At 71.1% G+C, this 15,406-nt stretch carries 15 protein-coding genes; 10 read left to right on the top strand and 5 right to left on the bottom strand.

Annotated features, from left to right (window positions below):
- The first annotated feature begins 2 nt into the window (after positions 1-2).
- From ABD987_RS32980 to ABD987_RS32965, 4 genes are read left to right on the top strand one after another with little or no spacing between them, the layout of a single operon-like run.
- Positions 3-410, top strand: coding sequence for a MerR family transcriptional regulator (locus ABD987_RS32980; RefSeq protein ID WP_345403083.1), 408 nt, complete (start codon positions 3-5; stop codon positions 408-410).
- 54 nt (positions 411-464) lie between these two features.
- Positions 465-1,205, top strand: a complete 741-nt coding sequence (locus ABD987_RS32975; protein ID WP_345403080.1) for a metal-dependent transcriptional regulator — start codon at positions 465-467, stop codon at positions 1,203-1,205.
- 42 nt (positions 1,206-1,247) lie between these two features.
- Positions 1,248-2,729, top strand: a complete 1,482-nt coding sequence (locus ABD987_RS32970; protein ID WP_378214221.1) for an amidase — start codon at positions 1,248-1,250, stop codon at positions 2,727-2,729.
- Positions 2,726-2,920: a hypothetical protein gene (locus ABD987_RS32965; RefSeq protein WP_345403077.1), complete on the top strand. Its 195-nt coding sequence runs from the start codon at positions 2,726-2,728 to the stop codon at positions 2,918-2,920. Before ABD987_RS32970 ends, ABD987_RS32965 begins: the two co-directional genes overlap by 4 nt.
- A 37-nt stretch (positions 2,921-2,957) precedes the next feature.
- Here the strand turns inward: ABD987_RS32965 and ABD987_RS32960 are convergent, their stop codons facing one another.
- The 3 genes from ABD987_RS32960 to ABD987_RS32950 form a co-directional block, all read right to left on the bottom strand.
- Positions 2,958-3,932: a glycine betaine ABC transporter substrate-binding protein gene (locus tag ABD987_RS32960; RefSeq protein ID WP_345403074.1), complete on the bottom strand. Its 975-nt coding sequence runs from the start codon at positions 3,930-3,932 to the stop codon at positions 2,958-2,960.
- Between the two features lie 26 nt (positions 3,933-3,958).
- The gene (locus ABD987_RS32955; RefSeq protein ID WP_378214229.1) at positions 3,959-6,307 is read right to left on the bottom strand and encodes an ABC transporter permease subunit; all 2,349 of its coding nucleotides are present in this window, start codon (positions 6,305-6,307) and stop codon (positions 3,959-3,961) included.
- A 197-nt stretch (positions 6,308-6,504) separates the two neighbouring features.
- Positions 6,505-7,368 (bottom strand): TetR/AcrR family transcriptional regulator, encoded by an 864-nt coding sequence (locus tag ABD987_RS32950; RefSeq protein ID WP_345403068.1) that lies wholly within the window; start codon positions 7,366-7,368, stop codon positions 6,505-6,507.
- Between the two features lie 102 nt (positions 7,369-7,470).
- Between ABD987_RS32950 and ABD987_RS32945 the strand changes: the two genes are divergently transcribed.
- From ABD987_RS32945 to ABD987_RS32925, 5 genes are all read left to right on the top strand, one after another.
- Complete coding sequence (locus tag ABD987_RS32945) at positions 7,471-7,917, top strand: hypothetical protein (protein WP_345403065.1); 447 nt, start codon at positions 7,471-7,473, stop codon at positions 7,915-7,917.
- 32 nt (positions 7,918-7,949) lie between these two features.
- Positions 7,950-8,345, top strand: a complete 396-nt coding sequence (locus tag ABD987_RS32940; protein WP_345403062.1) for a GNAT family N-acetyltransferase — start codon at positions 7,950-7,952, stop codon at positions 8,343-8,345.
- Between the two features lie 149 nt (positions 8,346-8,494).
- The gene (locus ABD987_RS32935; RefSeq protein ID WP_345403059.1) at positions 8,495-10,702 is read left to right on the top strand and encodes a hypothetical protein; all 2,208 of its coding nucleotides are present in this window, start codon (positions 8,495-8,497) and stop codon (positions 10,700-10,702) included.
- Positions 10,703-10,796: 94 nt separating this feature from the next.
- On the top strand, positions 10,797-11,165 hold the full coding sequence (locus ABD987_RS32930; protein ID WP_345403056.1) for an ArsR/SmtB family transcription factor: 369 nt from the start codon (positions 10,797-10,799) through the stop codon (positions 11,163-11,165).
- Positions 11,166-11,278: 113 nt separating this feature from the next.
- A complete protein-coding gene (locus ABD987_RS32925) occupies positions 11,279-12,037 on the top strand; it encodes a hypothetical protein (RefSeq protein ID WP_345403053.1) in 759 nt (252 codons plus the stop codon).
- Positions 12,038-12,073: 36 nt separating this feature from the next.
- Here ABD987_RS32925 and ABD987_RS32920 read toward each other — a convergent pair whose 3' ends face one another.
- Entirely contained in the window at positions 12,074-13,555 is a 1,482-nt protein-coding gene (locus ABD987_RS32920; protein ID WP_345403050.1) for an amidase, read from the bottom strand.
- An 86-nt stretch (positions 13,556-13,641) separates the two neighbouring features.
- Here ABD987_RS32920 and ABD987_RS32915 point away from each other — a divergent pair, with 86 nt between their 5' ends.
- Positions 13,642-14,250 (top strand): TetR/AcrR family transcriptional regulator, encoded by a 609-nt coding sequence (locus tag ABD987_RS32915; protein ID WP_345403047.1) that lies wholly within the window; start codon positions 13,642-13,644, stop codon positions 14,248-14,250.
- On the opposite strand, the gene ABD987_RS32910 is transcribed toward ABD987_RS32915, so the two are convergent.
- On the bottom strand, positions 14,192-15,325 hold the full coding sequence (locus ABD987_RS32910; protein ID WP_345403044.1) for an FAD-dependent oxidoreductase: 1,134 nt from the start codon (positions 15,323-15,325) through the stop codon (positions 14,192-14,194). The genes ABD987_RS32915 and ABD987_RS32910 overlap by 59 nt on opposite strands.
- Positions 15,326-15,406 lie beyond the last annotated feature (81 nt).

The raw sequence follows: 15,406 nt of genomic DNA, 5'->3' as shown, positions 1-15,406 counted from the left end.
CGATGGAGCCTGTCCCGATCAGTACCGTCACGCGTCACTTCGATCTGCCCGCTTCGACCCTGCACTACTGGGAGCGCCGGGGGCTGCTCAGTTCGCACCGGAGATCCGGCTGGCGGTACTACGACCGCGACCAGTTGTACCGCGTCGCGCAGATCCGGCTGTGGCGTGACCTCGGGCTGCTGAGCCTCGACGACATCGCCGTCGTACAGGCCGGTCCCGCCGAGGGCCGCGACTGGCGGGAGACCGTGGCCGCGCGGATCGACGTGCTCGAGGAGCAGATGGACCGGTTGATCGCCGCGCGGACCTATCTGCGCCACCTGCTGCTGTGCCGGCAGGAGGGACCGCTGCACGAGTGCCCGTACTTCCGCGCGGGCGTGGTGCTCCCGGAGCCCAGCCGTTCGGGTGCTTGACATCCGGGGGAATTCCCTTGACCTCAAGTTAGCTTGAGGTGGCAGGCTGGACGCATGACTGCGGAAGGCCTGATCGACACCACCGAGATGTACCTCAAGGCGGCCTACGAGCTGGAAGAGGACGGCGTCGTCCCGCTGCGCGCCCGCATCGCGGACCGGCTCGGCCAGAGCCCGCCGACGGTGAGCCAGACCGTCTCCCGGCTGGCGCGTGACGGCCTGCTCGAACTCGACGACGACCGCCATCTCGTCCTGTCCGCCGAAGGGCGGCGCCGCGCGGTGCGGGTGATGCGCAAGCACCGGCTCGCCGAGGTGCTGCTGGAGCGCGTGATCGGGCTGGACTGGGCGACGGTGCACGTCGAGGCGTGCCGCTGGGAGCACGTGATGTCCGAACAGGCCGAGCGCCGCATCTTCGCACTGTGCGGCAAGCCGCGGTACAGCCCTTACGGCGCACCGGTTCCCGGGCTCGCGGAGTTCGACGCGACCGCCGGGCAGGCACCGGAACCGGGCGGGGTGCGGGCGCTGGCCGAAGCCGCGCCCAGCGGGCGGGCCCGGCTGTACCGGATCAGCGAACGGATCCAGGAGGACGTCGCGTTCCTGCGCGCGCTGCACGAGGCCGGGGTCGTGCCCGGCGCCGAGCTGGAGTTCGCGCCCGAGGGCGACCGGATCGGGATCCGCACGGCCACCGGCACGCTGACGCTGGATCGGCGTCGGGCCGCGATGCTGCTCGTCGGGGGCCCCGCCGACGGTGACGTGCCCGCCACGACAGCGGATTCACGACTCGCCTCGTCCCGCTGAGCGCCGGGGGTTGATCTCAACCGAGGTTGAGAACGCAGGCTGGTGCCGACCCTGTTCACGGGACCCGTTCGTCCCGGTCCGGATTGGAGCCGAGCCATCAGCACGACATCCCCGCACCCGTACACCCTGACCGACGCCGCGGCCGCGTTGCGCGCGGGCACCGTCACGAGCACCGGCCTGCTCGAAGCCGCCATCGCCGCCGCCGATCGCGGAGACCCGGTGTACGGCGCCTATCTGCGGCGGTTCGACGAAGCCGCCCGCGAGTCCGCGGCCCGCGCCGACGCCGAACTCGCCGCCGGGCAGGATCGCGGCCCGCTGCACGGGATTCCGGTGGGCGTCAAAGACGTCTTCGCCGCCGCCGGCGGCCCGACGACCGCGCAGAGCCGGGTGCTCGACCGCGCGTGGTGGGCGGGCCGGGACGCCACGGTCGTCACCCGGCTCGTCGCGGCGGGCGCGGTCCTCACCGGCAAGACCACCACGATGGAGTTCGGCTGCGGGCTGCCGGAGGAGCGCGACCCGTTTCCGTTGCCGCGCAACCCCTGGCGGCCGGACCACTGGGCGGGCGGGTCGAGTTCGGGCACCGGGATCGGTGTGGCGACGGGCATGTTCCTGGCCGGGCTCGGTTCCGACACCGCGGGCAGCATCCGCATGCCCGCGGCGTTCTGCGGCGTCAGCGGGCTGATGCCGACCTACGGCCGGGTGCCGGGGACCGGGTGCGTGCCACTGGCCTACAGCGTCGACCGGATCGGCCCGCTGGCGCGGAGCGCGCGGGACTGCGCGGCGGTACTGGGGGTACTCGCCGGGCCGGACCCCGTCGACCCGGAGTGCGCGTCCGCGCCGTTCCACTGCCCGGACTTCGACGGCGATCTCACCGGTCTGCGGATCGGCGTGGTCCGCGAAGGACATTTCCCCGACGGGCGGGATCCCGCGCTGGACGGTGCTTTCTCGGCCGCGCTCACTGTCCTGTCCGGGCTGGGCGCCGCGGTGCGCGAGGTCGTCCTGCCGTATCGGGCGGAGTTGACGACCGCGGTCGTGGCCGTGATCACGAGTGAGGCCCTGGCCCACCATCGCGGCGGGCTGTCGCGCCGGTGGCACGAGTACGGCAGGGGATTCCGGGGCGAGGTGGCGAACGGCGCGTTCGTCAGCGGCGCGGACTACGTGCAGGCACAACGGGTCCGGCGGATCGCCCAGGCGGCGGTCGACCGGATCTTCGGAGAGGTCGACGTCATCGTGTGTCCGACGGCTTCGGGCGGCGCGCCCCACGTCGACGAGCTGGCCGGGCCCGACGGCGTGCCGGACAGCGGTGTGCTGTTCCGCCTGCTCACCACGCCCTACTGGAACGGGGTGGCCAATCCGGTGCTGGCGGTGCCGATGGGCTTCACCGCCGACGGGCTCCCGCTGTCGCTCCAGCTGGCGGGGCGCCCGTACGCGGAGGCCGAGCTGGTCCGGGTCGGCGAGGCGTACCAACGGGTCACCGGCTGGCATCTGCGCACGCCGCCGGTCGTGGCGGAGGTGGCGGCGTGACCGCGGAGATCCGGGTGCTGCTCGCCGCCGCGGCACTGCCCGCCACCGAGGCCGAAATCGCCACGCTGGCCGCGCGGTACCCGGCGTTCCGCGCCGCGGTCGACGCGCTCCACGAGGTCCCGGCCGCCCGGGACCTCCCGCCGGTGCTCGGCCTCCGGGTGCGCACCGAGGTTTCCGGGCCGGGTGCGTGACAGTCCATTGTGGATTGTGGCCCGGGGTGGTCCTGGCTCAGCCGATGAAACCGGCGGCTTTCAGCCAGTCGTGGGCCACCACGTTGGGCTTCTGCCCGTCGACGCTGACCTTCTTGTTCAGGTCGGTCAGCGTCTTGGTGTCGAGCTTCGCGGCGATCCCGGCGAAAACCTGTTCGAGCTGTGGGTACTTCTGCGCGAGCGGAGTGGCGATGGTGATGGCCGGGTTGTAGATCGGGAAGAAGTGCTTGTCGTCTTCCAGTACGGTCAGCTGCTGTCCCGCGACCCGGCCGTCGGTCGAGGCGACCTCGCCGAACCCGCAGGTGTCGCCCTTGCCGACGGTCGGGTAGATCACTGCGTCGTTGACGAGATGTTCCTGCGCGGCCGGCAGGTCGAAGCCGTAGGTCTTCTCGATGCCGGGGAACCCGTCGTCGCGGCTCTTGAACTCCGGGCCGATGCAGGTCGACGCGGCGGCCGGGTTGGACTTCACCAGCGCCGCGTAGTCGGACAGCGTCTTCACCCCGGTTTCCCGCAGGGCCTTCTGGTTGGCCGCGATCGCGTAGCTGTCGTTGGCGGGGGAGCGGGCCCACCAGGTGAGGTTGTTGGCCTCGTCGGCCTTCTTGACCGACTCGTACTGCGCCTGCGGATCGCTGATCGGCTTGGTCTGCTGGAGGAAACTGATCCACGCGGTCCCGGTGTACTCCCAGTACAGGTCGATGGCGCCGGTCGTCAGCGCCTGGCGGACGTTGCTCGACCCGGTGATGTTGGTCCTGTCCTGCGGGCTCGCCCCGGCCGCCTGCAACGCGACGAGCGCGATCTGCCCGAGCAGCAGCTGTTCGTCGAACTCCTTCGAGCCGACCTTGAGCTGCACGCCGTTCAGCGCGTCGATCTTCTTGATGGACCCTTCGCCGACCTGCGGGCCACCGGAGTCCTTGCCGATCGTGCATCCGCCGAGCAGGGACAGGGCCGCGACGAGCGCGAGCACGGTGGCGATCGGGCGTGGGGGCTTGCGCATGGGAGAAGCTCCTTCTCGGGTGTGGGTCAGGCGCCGCGTGGTTTGAGGAACTCCTCGACCACGAGGCCGAGCCAGTCGGCGAAGAGCGCGAGCGCGGCGACGACGAGGCCGAAGGTCAGGCTCAGCGTGGGGCGGTACAGCCCGATCCCGGCCACGAGGCCGCCGCCGAGGCCGCCGCCGTCGATGAACGTCGCGAGGGTCGCGCTGGCGACGGTGAGCACCAGCGCGGTGCGGATCCCGGCGAGGATCACCGGCACGGCCAGCGGCAGCTCGATGCGCCACAGCACCGCGGTGCGCGACATGCCCATGCCGCGCGCCGCGTCGGTGACGGCGGGGTCGACGCCGTCGAGGCCGACGATCGTGTTGCGCAGCACCGGAAGCGTCGCGTAGACGACCAGCGCGGTCACCGCGGTCACCGTGCCGGTACCCGTCCACAACGCGAGCAGCACCACGAGCCCGATGGACGGGATGGCCTGCCCGAGGTTGCCGAGCCCGAGCCCGAACGGCTTGAGCCAGCGCGCCGACCGCCGGGTGAGCAGGATGCCCAGCGGCACCGCGAGCAGCACGGTGAACAGCGTGGAGATCAGCGAAAGCCGCACGTGCGCGCCGAGTTCGGCGAGGATCTCCTGACCGTTGAGGTAGCGCGCTTCGATCGAGTCGATCGGCTGCGCGCGCATCACCAGGAACAACGCCAGCATCCCGGCGGCCAGCAGCACGGGCCGCACGAGCAGGCCCAGCCACCGGCGGCGGGGTGTTTCCCGTTCGGTGGAGGCGGAATCCGCGTCGGGCTCGTGCTGCTCGACGACGAGCGGGGGAGTGTCCTCCGCCGGGCGTAACGCCCTGAGCAGGGCGGGCAGATCGCACACGCCCAGCGGCCGGTCCCCGTCGGTCACCAGCACCTCGGTGCCGCCGTCGCGCACCATGGCGTCCAGCGCGTCTCGCAGCGTCGCGTCGGCGGGCAGCGACCGCGGGGCGTCCGAAACCCGTGGTACCGGGCCGAGTTCGATCTCACGCAGCCGGATCAGCCCGAGCCGCCTGAGGTTCCGCCCGCCGCCGATGAAACTCGCGACGTAGTCGTCGGCGGGCGCGGCGAGGATCTCCTCCGGCGTGCCGTACTGCGCGAGCACCGAACGGGGGCGCAGCACGGCGATCCGGTCGCCGACCTTCACCGCCTCGTCGAAGTCGTGCGTGACGAAGACGATCGTCTTGCGCACTTCCCGTTGCAGGCGAAGGAACTCGTCCTGCAACCGGGCACGGGTGATCGGGTCGGTGGAGCCGAACGGCTCGTCCATCAGCATGACCGGGGGATCGGCGGCCATCGCCCGCGCGACCCCCACCCGCTGCCGCTGGCCGCCGGAAAGCTCGTGCGGGTACCGGCCACCGTGTTCGGGTTCGAGGCCGACCACGGCGAGGAGTTCGCGGACCCGGGCGGCGACGCGCCCGCGTGTCCAGCCGAGCCGCCGGGGCACCACGCCGATGTTGCCCGCCACGCGCAGGTGCGGGAACAGGCCGACCTGCTGGATGACGTACCCGGTGTCGCGCCGGTGCTCGTCGACGTCGAGCGCCGACACGTCCGTGCCGCCGACCGTGATCCGCCCGGACGTCGGCTCGGCCAGCCGGTTGATCATCCGCATGGTCGTCGTCTTGCCACAGCCCGACGGTCCGGTCAGCACCACGATCTCCCCGGCGGGGATCCGCATCGTGAGGTTGTCGACGGCGGGCGCGGACTGCCCGGGGTACCGCTTGCCGACGCCGTCGAGCTCGATCGTTTCCCCCGGCCTGCCACCGGTTTCACTCCCGGCGGCGGCGGGAACGGCCGGCCGGCGGCGCCGGGTGGTCAGCTTTCCCAGCGCCGCGAACGCGAGGTCGAACAGCAGCGCCAGCACGACGATGCCGAGCGTCCCGGTCAGCACCTGGTTCAGCGAGTTGACCGAGCCGAACCGGCCGAGGCCGTCGAAGATCTGGTTGCCCAGTCCCGGCCCCTTCACGTACGCGCCGATCGCGGCGATGCCGATGGTGATCTGCGTCGAGACCCGGATCCCGGACAGGATCACCGGCCACGCCAGCGGCATCCGGACCCGCCACAGCAGCCGCGCGCGGCCCAGCCCCATGCCCTCGCCCGCGTCGACGATCGCCGCGTCCACCCCGCGCAGCCCGACGATCGTGTTGCGCGTGATCGGCAGCAGCGCGTACAGCACGAGCGCGAACAGCACGTTGGTGATCCCGAGCCCGAACGGGCCGATGAGGATGCCCAGCAGCGCGATCGACGGGATGGTCAGGAACGCCGCGGTGGTCGTGGTCGCCATCGCGGCGAACAGCGGCCGCCGGTAGGTGAGCACACCGATCGTCACCCCGATGAGCACGGCGAACGCCATCGCCGCGAGGGTCACGTCCACATGCAGGATCGCGTCGTTGACGACGTCGATCCAGTTCTCGCGGAGGTACTCCCAGAGGCTCAGCGTCCGCTCCTGTTCTGTTGTGACCGACTCCCCAGTGCCCGGTTCGGGTCACAGCGCAACACGAGGGCGGGCGTCCTGTCCACCGTTTCGGCCGGGCGAAGCCCGCCGCGGTGTCAGGTTCGTGCCCAGTCTCCCGAGATCAGCAGCTCGCGGACGGTCGCGGCGCGTTTTTCGTCCCAGACCACCTCGGGGTCGGGCTCGAGGAACGTCAGCACGACCCCGGCGATGCCGAGCGCGGGCTGCGACCATTCGGCCGCTTCCGGTGCGCCGAACGGGTTGGCCCGGAAGCGTGTTTCGGCGATCCCGGGGTTCGCGGGCGCCATCAGGATCAGGCCGCGGATGGTCGCGGTGGCCAGCGTCGCCACCGTTTCGTAGGACGCGTCGAGTTCGGGCCGCGGGCGGAGCCCGAGCAGCGTCGTCACCTGGCGGTAGGCCGTCGCGATCCCGGCGATGAGCGTCTTCTCGGACGTCGCGAGCGCGCTCTGCACCTCGTCGCGCAGGTCCCCGTCGGGCAGGCTCAGGAACGTCGCGTGCAACGCGAAGTAGGTGCGCCACTGGGTGGACCGGTGGAAGATCTCGAACTCGTCGAGCGCGCCGTGCCGCAGGGCTTCGGCCGCGACGGCGAGACGGCGTTCGGGCGTCTCGATCCAGTCGAGCCGGTCGAGGAGCACCCGGCCGATGGCGGCGAGCGCCTCCGGGTTGGCGCCGATCTCCGGGCTGGTCCCCTTGGCCAGTTCCTTGAGCAGATCGCTGAAGAACAGGTCTTTGTACGGCCAGCGGCGGTAGGCCGCGCTCCGGGAGACCCCGGCGTCGCGGATGACGTCCTCGAGGCTGATGTGGTCCAGGCTCACGGTTAGCCCGGTCTCGGTGACCATCGCGGTCGCCGCCTGGAGCATGCGCTGCCCGGTTTCCTCGTCCGACAGGCGGCGCCTGCGCCGGGCCAGGCCGGTGCCCGGCGGGGGTGTGCCCTGGTTCACGTTTGCCCGTCCTCTCAAACTTGAGATACTGTGTCTCAAGTTCAGTATTTCAAACTCTTGCTCGCAGGAGGATAGTCCTGCGGGGGAATCGGGGGACGCATCATGACCGGGACCGTGGATCGACGCGTGCTGACGGCCGTCTACGTGGGGCTGGCGCTCACCGTCGTCGCGACGCTCGCCGTCGTCGTCGGGAACGACACCCTGCTGCGGCATCTGCACGAGGTCGAGGACGGCTGGATCGCGCCGGAGAGGGTCGCCGGCAACCAGTCCGTCGTCGCCACCTACCTGTACGTACTCGGCGGCCTCGGCGTGCTGTCGTGGCTGCTCGTCGCGTGGATGGTCCGGACGGGGAAGCGGGGGACGCGCGCGGTGGCGGTGACGCTGCTCGTGCTGGGCGGCGGGCTCGCCGTGCTGAACCTGCTGATGGAGGAGTACGGGCGGAGGATCCTGCCGACACTGCTGGGCGTCACCGGCGTGCTGCCGAGCCTCGCCGGGCTCGCGGTCGTCGTCCTGTTGTGGCGGCCCCGCCGGGTCGTCGCCGCGGCCTGAAAACCGTTGGCCCCCACCGGGACCATGGAACCATGAAGATCGACTACGGCTGGCGGGCCCGGCTCGCCGACGACGAACTGACCGCGCTGACCCGCTCGCACGGCGGCACGGCCGAGCCGGGCTGGTGGGATCGGATCAGGACGCACAGCCTCGGCTGGGTGACCGGCCGGGAGCCCGGCGGGGAACTCGTCGGCTTCGCCAACGTCGCGTGGGACGGTGGCGACCACGCCTTCCTGCTCGACCCGAAGGTCCGGCCCGACCACCAGCACCGGGGGATCGGCACCGAACTCGTGCGGCGCGCCGTGGCCGGTGCGGCCGAAGCGGGGTGCGAGTGGGTGCACGTCGACTTCGAAGAACACCTCCGGGATTTCTATTTCGGCGCCTGCGGGTTCCGTCCCACCCGTGCGGGGCTCATCGCGTTGCGCTGAGCCCCGCACGGCGAAACGGACTCTTTCCGGTATCGAACACATCGCGAGCCCGCCGCATCCGAGTGAACCGCGCTCCTGTGGTTAACGGAGCGTATTCGTCGTCGACTCCAGAACGAATGGGGAAGATCGCGGGTGCTTACGGAGGGGCGATGATCGAACGAGTGGGATTGACCGGGAACGAAGCCAGGTTGTGGGACGCGGTCACCGCGGGCGGCCCGGTCGACTTCGACGGCGAGGCGCAGAAACTGTCGGCAACGGTCCTCTGTCATGTGCTCCTGTCGAAGGTTTCCGGACGGGACTGCCGGAAACTGGTCGTACGCAACACGGTCATCGTTGGTGAGGTGGACCTCGAATCCGGGAAGGTGTTGTTCCCGGTCGAGTTCGTGAAGTGCCGATTCGACAAGCCCGTGAATCTACGTCAGGCGCAAGCACCCGCCATGGGGTTCCTCCGGTGCCGGTTGTCCGGAATCCAGGCCGAGCAACTGCAGACGAGTTTCGGCTTCGAGGTCCGCAAATGTACGGACGACGGAGGTATCAGCCTCGCGGGGGCGCATGTCAAAGGGCAGGTGGACTTCGAAGGCACGCGGCTGCGCCATCGGCGCGGCCCGGTGCTGCTCGCGGACGGGCTGCGGGTGGATCAGGCTCTGCGGTGTTCGCGAGGCTTCCAGGCCGCGGGCCCGGTCAGTCTCGTCGGGACCAGGGTGGGTGGGCAGTTCGAGTGCAATGACGCCAGTTTCCTCAATCCCGGCGGTGTGGCGCTCGAGGCTGGCGATCTCGAAGTGGAAGAGAGTGTCTGCTGGGAAAGCGGCTTCCGCGCGGTGGGCGCCATCCGGCTCGCCGGTGCGCATATCAAGGGGCAGTTGACCTGTACCGGCGGACGGTTCCGTAACCCCGGCGGTGTCGCGCTCAGTCTCAGCGGAGCGCACGTCGATCAGGACGTGAAGCTGACCGAGGGGTCCTCAGTGGACGGTGGGGTGGATTTCACCGGGTGCGCGATCGGCGGGCGACTGGAACTCACCGGCGGCACTTTCCGGAAGGTCGGTGGTGTCGCGCTCGACCTGGCCCGCGCCTCGATCGATCAGAACATGATCTGCCAGAGCGGATTCGACCTCAAGGGGAAGATACTCCTCGCCGGTGCGAAGGTCGGCGGGAACCTGTGGTGCGAGGGTGGGAAGCTCGACAACGGGGCGGACGTGGTCATCGACGCGACCGGGCTCACCGTGCAACGGGACGTGAACCTGTGTTGCCTGGTGACCGGGGAAGGATTCCGTTCGGTCGGCGAGGTGGTGCTCAGCGACGCGGCCATCATGGGCTCGCTCCGGTGCTCGGGAGCGCATTTCATCAATCCCGGTGACGGGGCCCTGACCGCGAAAGGACTGGCGGTCACGCGTGACGCGCTGTTCGATGACGGCTTCGTGGCCGAAGGGGAAGTGGACATCACCGACTCGCGGATCGGGGGCCGGCTTCGCTGCACCGGTGGGACCTTCACCCATCGCGCGCGGGCACTGGCCGGTGAACGGATCACGGTCAAGCAGTCCGCGGAGTTCGGCGAGGGTTTCCACGCCGACGGCACCGTCTCCCTGCGCGGGGCGCAGATCGGTGGTGACCTCGATTTCACCCAGGCCGAACTGGCCGGTACCCACAAGGAAGCGCTGATTCTGAAAGGAGTGCAGGTCACCAGAACACTCACCCTGCGTTTCAAGCACCGCCCGTCCAACGAGGTCGATCTGTGCCGGGCCAGTGTGGCGCGCCTGGACGACCGCGAGGCCAACTGGCCGGAGAGCGTGCGGTTGTACGACTTCGTGTATGTGACTCTTCCGCTTCCCCAGGACGAGCCGGGTGCTCCGTCGGTGACCGACCGGCTGGACTGGCTGAAACGGAACAGCCGCTACATGCCCAAGGTCTATTCCCAGCTCGCGGACGCCTACCGCACCGCGGGTCTCGACGACGAAGCGATCACCGTGGCGGTGGCGGGGGAGACCGCACGGCGTGCTGCCCGGCGTGGCCTGGTCGGCTGGCTCTGGCGGCTGCTCGGCATGTTGTCGAGGTGGACCGTCCAATACGGATACCGGCCGCTGAAGGTGCTGTGGTGGCTTCTGGCCCTGCAGGTCGCGGGGGCGATCACCTTCAAGGCGTTCAGCGGGGCGGAGCAGCTGTATCCACGGGATCGTTCGACGCGACCGAGCGAAATCCTGTACACCCTCGATCTGCTGTTGCCGGTGGTGAACCTGAAGCAGCGGGATCTGTGGATCGCGACCGGTGCCGCCGCCTGGGTATCCTCGGGGTTCATCATCGCGGGCTGGGCGCTGGCGCTGAGCCTCGCGGTCGGTGTCGGCCGGATCTTCAAGTCCCGGTAGCGGGCGCGGCCGGTCGGTAGGTTGTTTAGAACTTGCTAAGGTTGGCAAGTGTTGAACACCGTGCCGGGCGGTGCACTCTCCGGGAGGAGTGTCGGTGAGCAGGCCGCTTTACCAGCTCAAGGCTGATTTCTTCAAGACGCTGGGGCACCCCGCGCGGATCCGGGTGCTGGAGCTGCTGTCCGAGCGGGAGCACGCGGTCGCGGAGATGCTGCCGGAGGTGGGCATCGAGCCGGCGAACCTGTCACAGCAGCTGGCGGTGCTGCGCCGTACGGGCCTGGTGACGACCCGCAAGGAAGGGTCGAGTGTCTACTACTCGCTGACGAGCCCTTATGTGGCGGAGCTGCTGGCAGTGGCGCGCCGCATCCTCACCGGGGTGCTGTCCGGCCAGGTCGAGCTGCTCGACGATCTGCGCACCCCGGCGGCCGGGCCGCGAACGCGGAAGTCCGACACCCGGGGCGGCTGACCCGCGCTCGGCGTGGCCGTTGTGGCTCTTCTCGCAGTACCCGGCACTTGCAAACTTCTTCAACTCTGCACATCATGAAACCGTGGTGACTTCCCCCGGCAAGGTCGGTGTCCATGCGCGGTGAGCGAACCCGGCGGATCGCCGTCGTGTGCGATCCCGGTGCCGCGGAATCCCCGGCGCGCGAGTACGCGGAACTGATCAGCGGGCTGGCCAGGACTCCCGCCAGGGTGCTCGCCGCCGCGGACCGGGGCGCCGCGCTGCCCGCGGAGTACGGCGCGGTCCTGCTGGCCCATCCCGGCACGGGAGCGGCCTCGGCGGCGGCACGCCTGCGGGAGGCCACCGGGCGCTTCGTGCTCTCGGACCAGGACGCCGCCGCGACCGCGCTGGCCGGCATGCTGCTGGCCACCCTCGCCCGGCGCGGACGCGCGCCGCGCGACGCGAGGGTCGTGCTCGCGGGCGCCGATCGACTGCCGGGTCTCGCCGCGCTGCTGATCGCCTCGAACGTCCGGGACATCACGCTGTGGAACGCCGCCGACGACGCGATCTTCCCGTTGCACCAGACGGTTTTCGGCGCGGACGCGGTCATCGACCTGCTCGGCGCCCTTCCCGGCGGCACCGACGGCTCGCTCGCCGTGCTCACCGAGGACGACGCGCACACCGCGCCGTGTGCCGCGGCCGGGCTGCTGCGCGCCGCGCTGCACGCGCCGACGCTGACCGGTGACGTCGACACCTGCCACACCGCGGCGGCGGTGCTGGCCGCCGCGGTCACCCCGGGACGGATGGTTTCCCACGGCGCGGCGCGGGAGCTGGCCGACCTGATCACCGAGGCGGTGCTGACCTCGCTCACGCCCGCCCGCGCCGGGTCCGCCTGACCCGCGCGGCGAATCTGTCCCTTGTGGACAGTCCGATCAGAACTCGGGTTCCGCGTCCGCCCATGGCTGCTCGGCCTCCAGCTGCGTGGCCAGCGCGAGCAGCACCGGCTCGCTGCCGAGCCCGCCGACGAACTGGACACCGAGCGGCAGCCCGGTCGCGGTGCGGTGCAGCGGCACCGACATCGCCGGGCGGCCGGTCAGGTTGGCGAGCTGGGTGAACGGGACGGGCGCCAGGTTCGCGATGACCGTGTTGTGCCACGCCTTCGTCTTCGCGAGCGGCCCGGCGAGGCCGAGCCGGAGCAGGAGCTCGCCCACGTACCGCAGCGGGCGCGGGGTGTCCAGCTCGCCGATGCGCACCGGTGGCCGCGCGAGCGCCGGGGTGAGCAGCAGGTCGTAGTTCTCGTGGAACGCCGCGAGCGCCCGTGTGTGGGTGTTCCACCGCTGGTGCGCGGCGACGTACTCGGGGGCGCGGGTCGCCATGGCCGCCGCGGCCAGCAGCCGGGTGTCCAGCTCGAAGTCCCTGTCCGGGGCGCCGGTGGTGCGCTGGATCTCGGCGATGGTGGCCGCGGACGACGCGCACCACATGGTCAGGAAGTCGCGGGCCAGCTGGGCGCCGTCGGTGCCGGGGTCGGCGGGCTCGACGTCGTGCCCGAGCTTGGTGAGCAGGGCGGCGGCGTCGTCGACCGCGGCGACGGCCTCCGGATGGACCTCGGTGCCGAGCGGGGAGTAGGTGGTGTAGCCGATGCGCAGCTTGCCGGGCTCGCGCCGGGCCAGTTCGGCGTAGGGGGTCTCGGGAACGGCCGCGAGGTACGGGCCGCCGGGATCCGGCCGCCGGGTCAGCACGTCGAGCATGGCCGCGGTGTCGCGCACGCTCCGGGACAGGACACCGTCGGTGGCGGCCCCGTGCAGGGACTCGGCGCTGTCGGGGCCGCAGGGCACCAGCCCGCGTCCCGGCTTGAGCCCGAAGATCCCGCAACAGGCGGCCGGGATGCGGATCGACCCGCCGCCGTCGCTGGCACCCGCCACCGGGACGACGCCCGCGGCCACCGCGGCGGCGGAACCCCCGGACGAGCCGCCGGGCGTGTGGCCGAGGTGCCACGGGTTGCGGGTCGCGCCGGTCGCGGCCGACTCGGTGATCGCCTTGGACCCGAACTCCGGTGTCGCGGTCTTGCCGAAGATCACCAGTCCCGCGTCGAGCCAGCGCCGGACGGTGGCGCTGTGCGTGCTCGCGGGCCGGTGCCGCAGGGACCGGGAGCCGCTGCCGGTCGGCACCCCGGCGTAGTCCTGCTTGAGGTCCTTGAGCAGGAACGGGACCCCGGCGAACGGCCCGGAAAGCTCGGCGGCGGCGCGTTTCCTGGCGAGCTCGTACATCGGGTACACGATCGCGTTGAGCGAGCCGTTGACCTGTTCGGCGCGGGCGATCGCCACGTCCAGCAGTTCGGCGGGGGAGACCTCGCCTCGTGCCACCAGCTCGGCGAGGCCGACCGCGTCGAACCGTCGGTATTCGCTGTACTCCACCGGACCACCGCCTCATTAAACTAGAACCTCTAGTTTAGGGACGGTAGGCTATCCGGGGCCGAGGAACAACCCCCTCAGGACGGACCATGGCACGACCGAAACAGACGCTGCTGTCCCGCGACGGCATCCTCCGCGCGGCACTGCGGCTGGTGGACGAGCACGGCCCGGACGCCTTGTCCACCAACAGGATCGCCGCGGAGCTGGGCGTCAGGGGGCCGTCGCTGTACAACCACGTCTCCGGACGCGACGAGATCATCGAGGGCCTGCGGGAACTGCTCACCGCCGACATGGATCTCGGCGCGGCGGAGTTGCGTCCCTGGACGTTGGCCTGCGATCGCGTCGCCCGTTCCTACCGCGCGTCGTTCGCGGCGCACCCCCACGTCGTCCCGCTGCTCACGGCGCAGCCGGTCCGCTCGCCCGCGGTGCTGGCCGCCTACGAGAAGGTGTTCGCCGCGCTGGGCGAGGCGGGCTGGCCGGAGGAGGACCTGGTGCCCGTCGTGCGGGCGATCGAGTACCTGGTCATCGGCTCGATCCACGACCAGGCCACCGGCCCGTCCGAAGACGCCGAGCGGGCCTTCGACGTCGGCCTGTCCGCGCTGATCCACGGCCTGGAACAGCGCCTGGCGGGTTACCCGGTCAGTTCCCGCTCATCAGGGCGGCCAGCTTCCCGGCCGCGTCCTCGCCGAAACACATGACGAGGCTGGCGGCGGATTCGGCGGCGGCCTCCTCGGCACGCGGGAACATCGCCTTTTCGTAGGCGGTCAAAGCCATTTCGTGATTCCCGGGGTGTGCCACGAGCGCGGCCGCGAGCTCGGCGCCGTCGAGCATGGCGAGGTTGGCGCCCTCCCCGGCGAACGGTGACATGAGGTGGGCGGCGTCGCCGAGCAGCGTCACGCCGGGCGTGCGCTCCCAGGCGTGCCCGACCGGCAGTGCGTGGATCGGCCGCGGGACGAGCGCGCCGTCCGCGTCGCGGACGAGGGTACGCAGCCGCTCGTCCCAGTCCGCGAACTCCGTCAGGAGCCTCGACTTCACCGTGTCGGTGTCGGCGAAGTCGAGGGTGCCGGAGGTGGCCCAGTCCGGCGGCGTCTTCAGTCCGAGGTAGACGTGCAGGCTGCCGTCCGGCTCGCGGTGGGAGAACATGCCGCGGCCGTCGTCGACCGCGAACAGCATGCCGCCACCGGCGAGCGCGGCGCTTTCCGGGTGCCGGACCGCCACGTCCGCGAGCGTGATATCCACAAAGGACAGTCCGGAGTAGACCGGGGTGGCCGGGGAGACGAGCGGGCGCACCCTGGACCACGCGCCGTCCGCACCGATCAGCAGGCCGGTGGTGAACGTGCTCCCGTCGGCGAGTGTCACCTCGTGGCGGCCGTCGCCCAGCGGGTGCGCGCCGGTGACCTTGGCGCCCCACCGGACGGTGCCCTCGGGCAGGGAACCGAGCAGCAGGTCGCGCAGCGCGCGCCGGTTCACCTCGGGGCGGCCGCCGCCCTCGCCGTCGTCCGCGTAGTGGACCACGGCGTTCTTGTCGAGGACGCGCGTGGCCTCGCCGCCGGGGTGGACGAGGGCGAGGAACGCGTCGAACAGCCCGGCGGCGCGCAGCGCGGCCTGCCCGGACTCCTCGTGGATGTCGAGCATGCCGCCCTGGTGCCGGGCGGTCGGCGACGCGTCGAGGTCGAAGACGGCGGCCTCGATCCCGTTGACGTGCAGCACGCGCGCGAGGGTGAGGCCGCCGAGGCCCGCGCCGATGACCGCGATGGGGTGATGAGTAGTCATGAGGTCCTCCTGGGTTTTGCCGATCCGAGCGGAAGTGGGCGGGCACGGGTCGTGGCCGACCCGCTCGCCGCGGGGTTTCCG

This window comes from Amycolatopsis samaneae (assembly GCF_039541975.1).
GTDB lineage: Bacteria > Actinomycetota > Actinomycetes > Mycobacteriales > Pseudonocardiaceae > Amycolatopsis > Amycolatopsis samaneae.
This window is presented reverse-complemented; position numbering and strand designations above follow the sequence as displayed.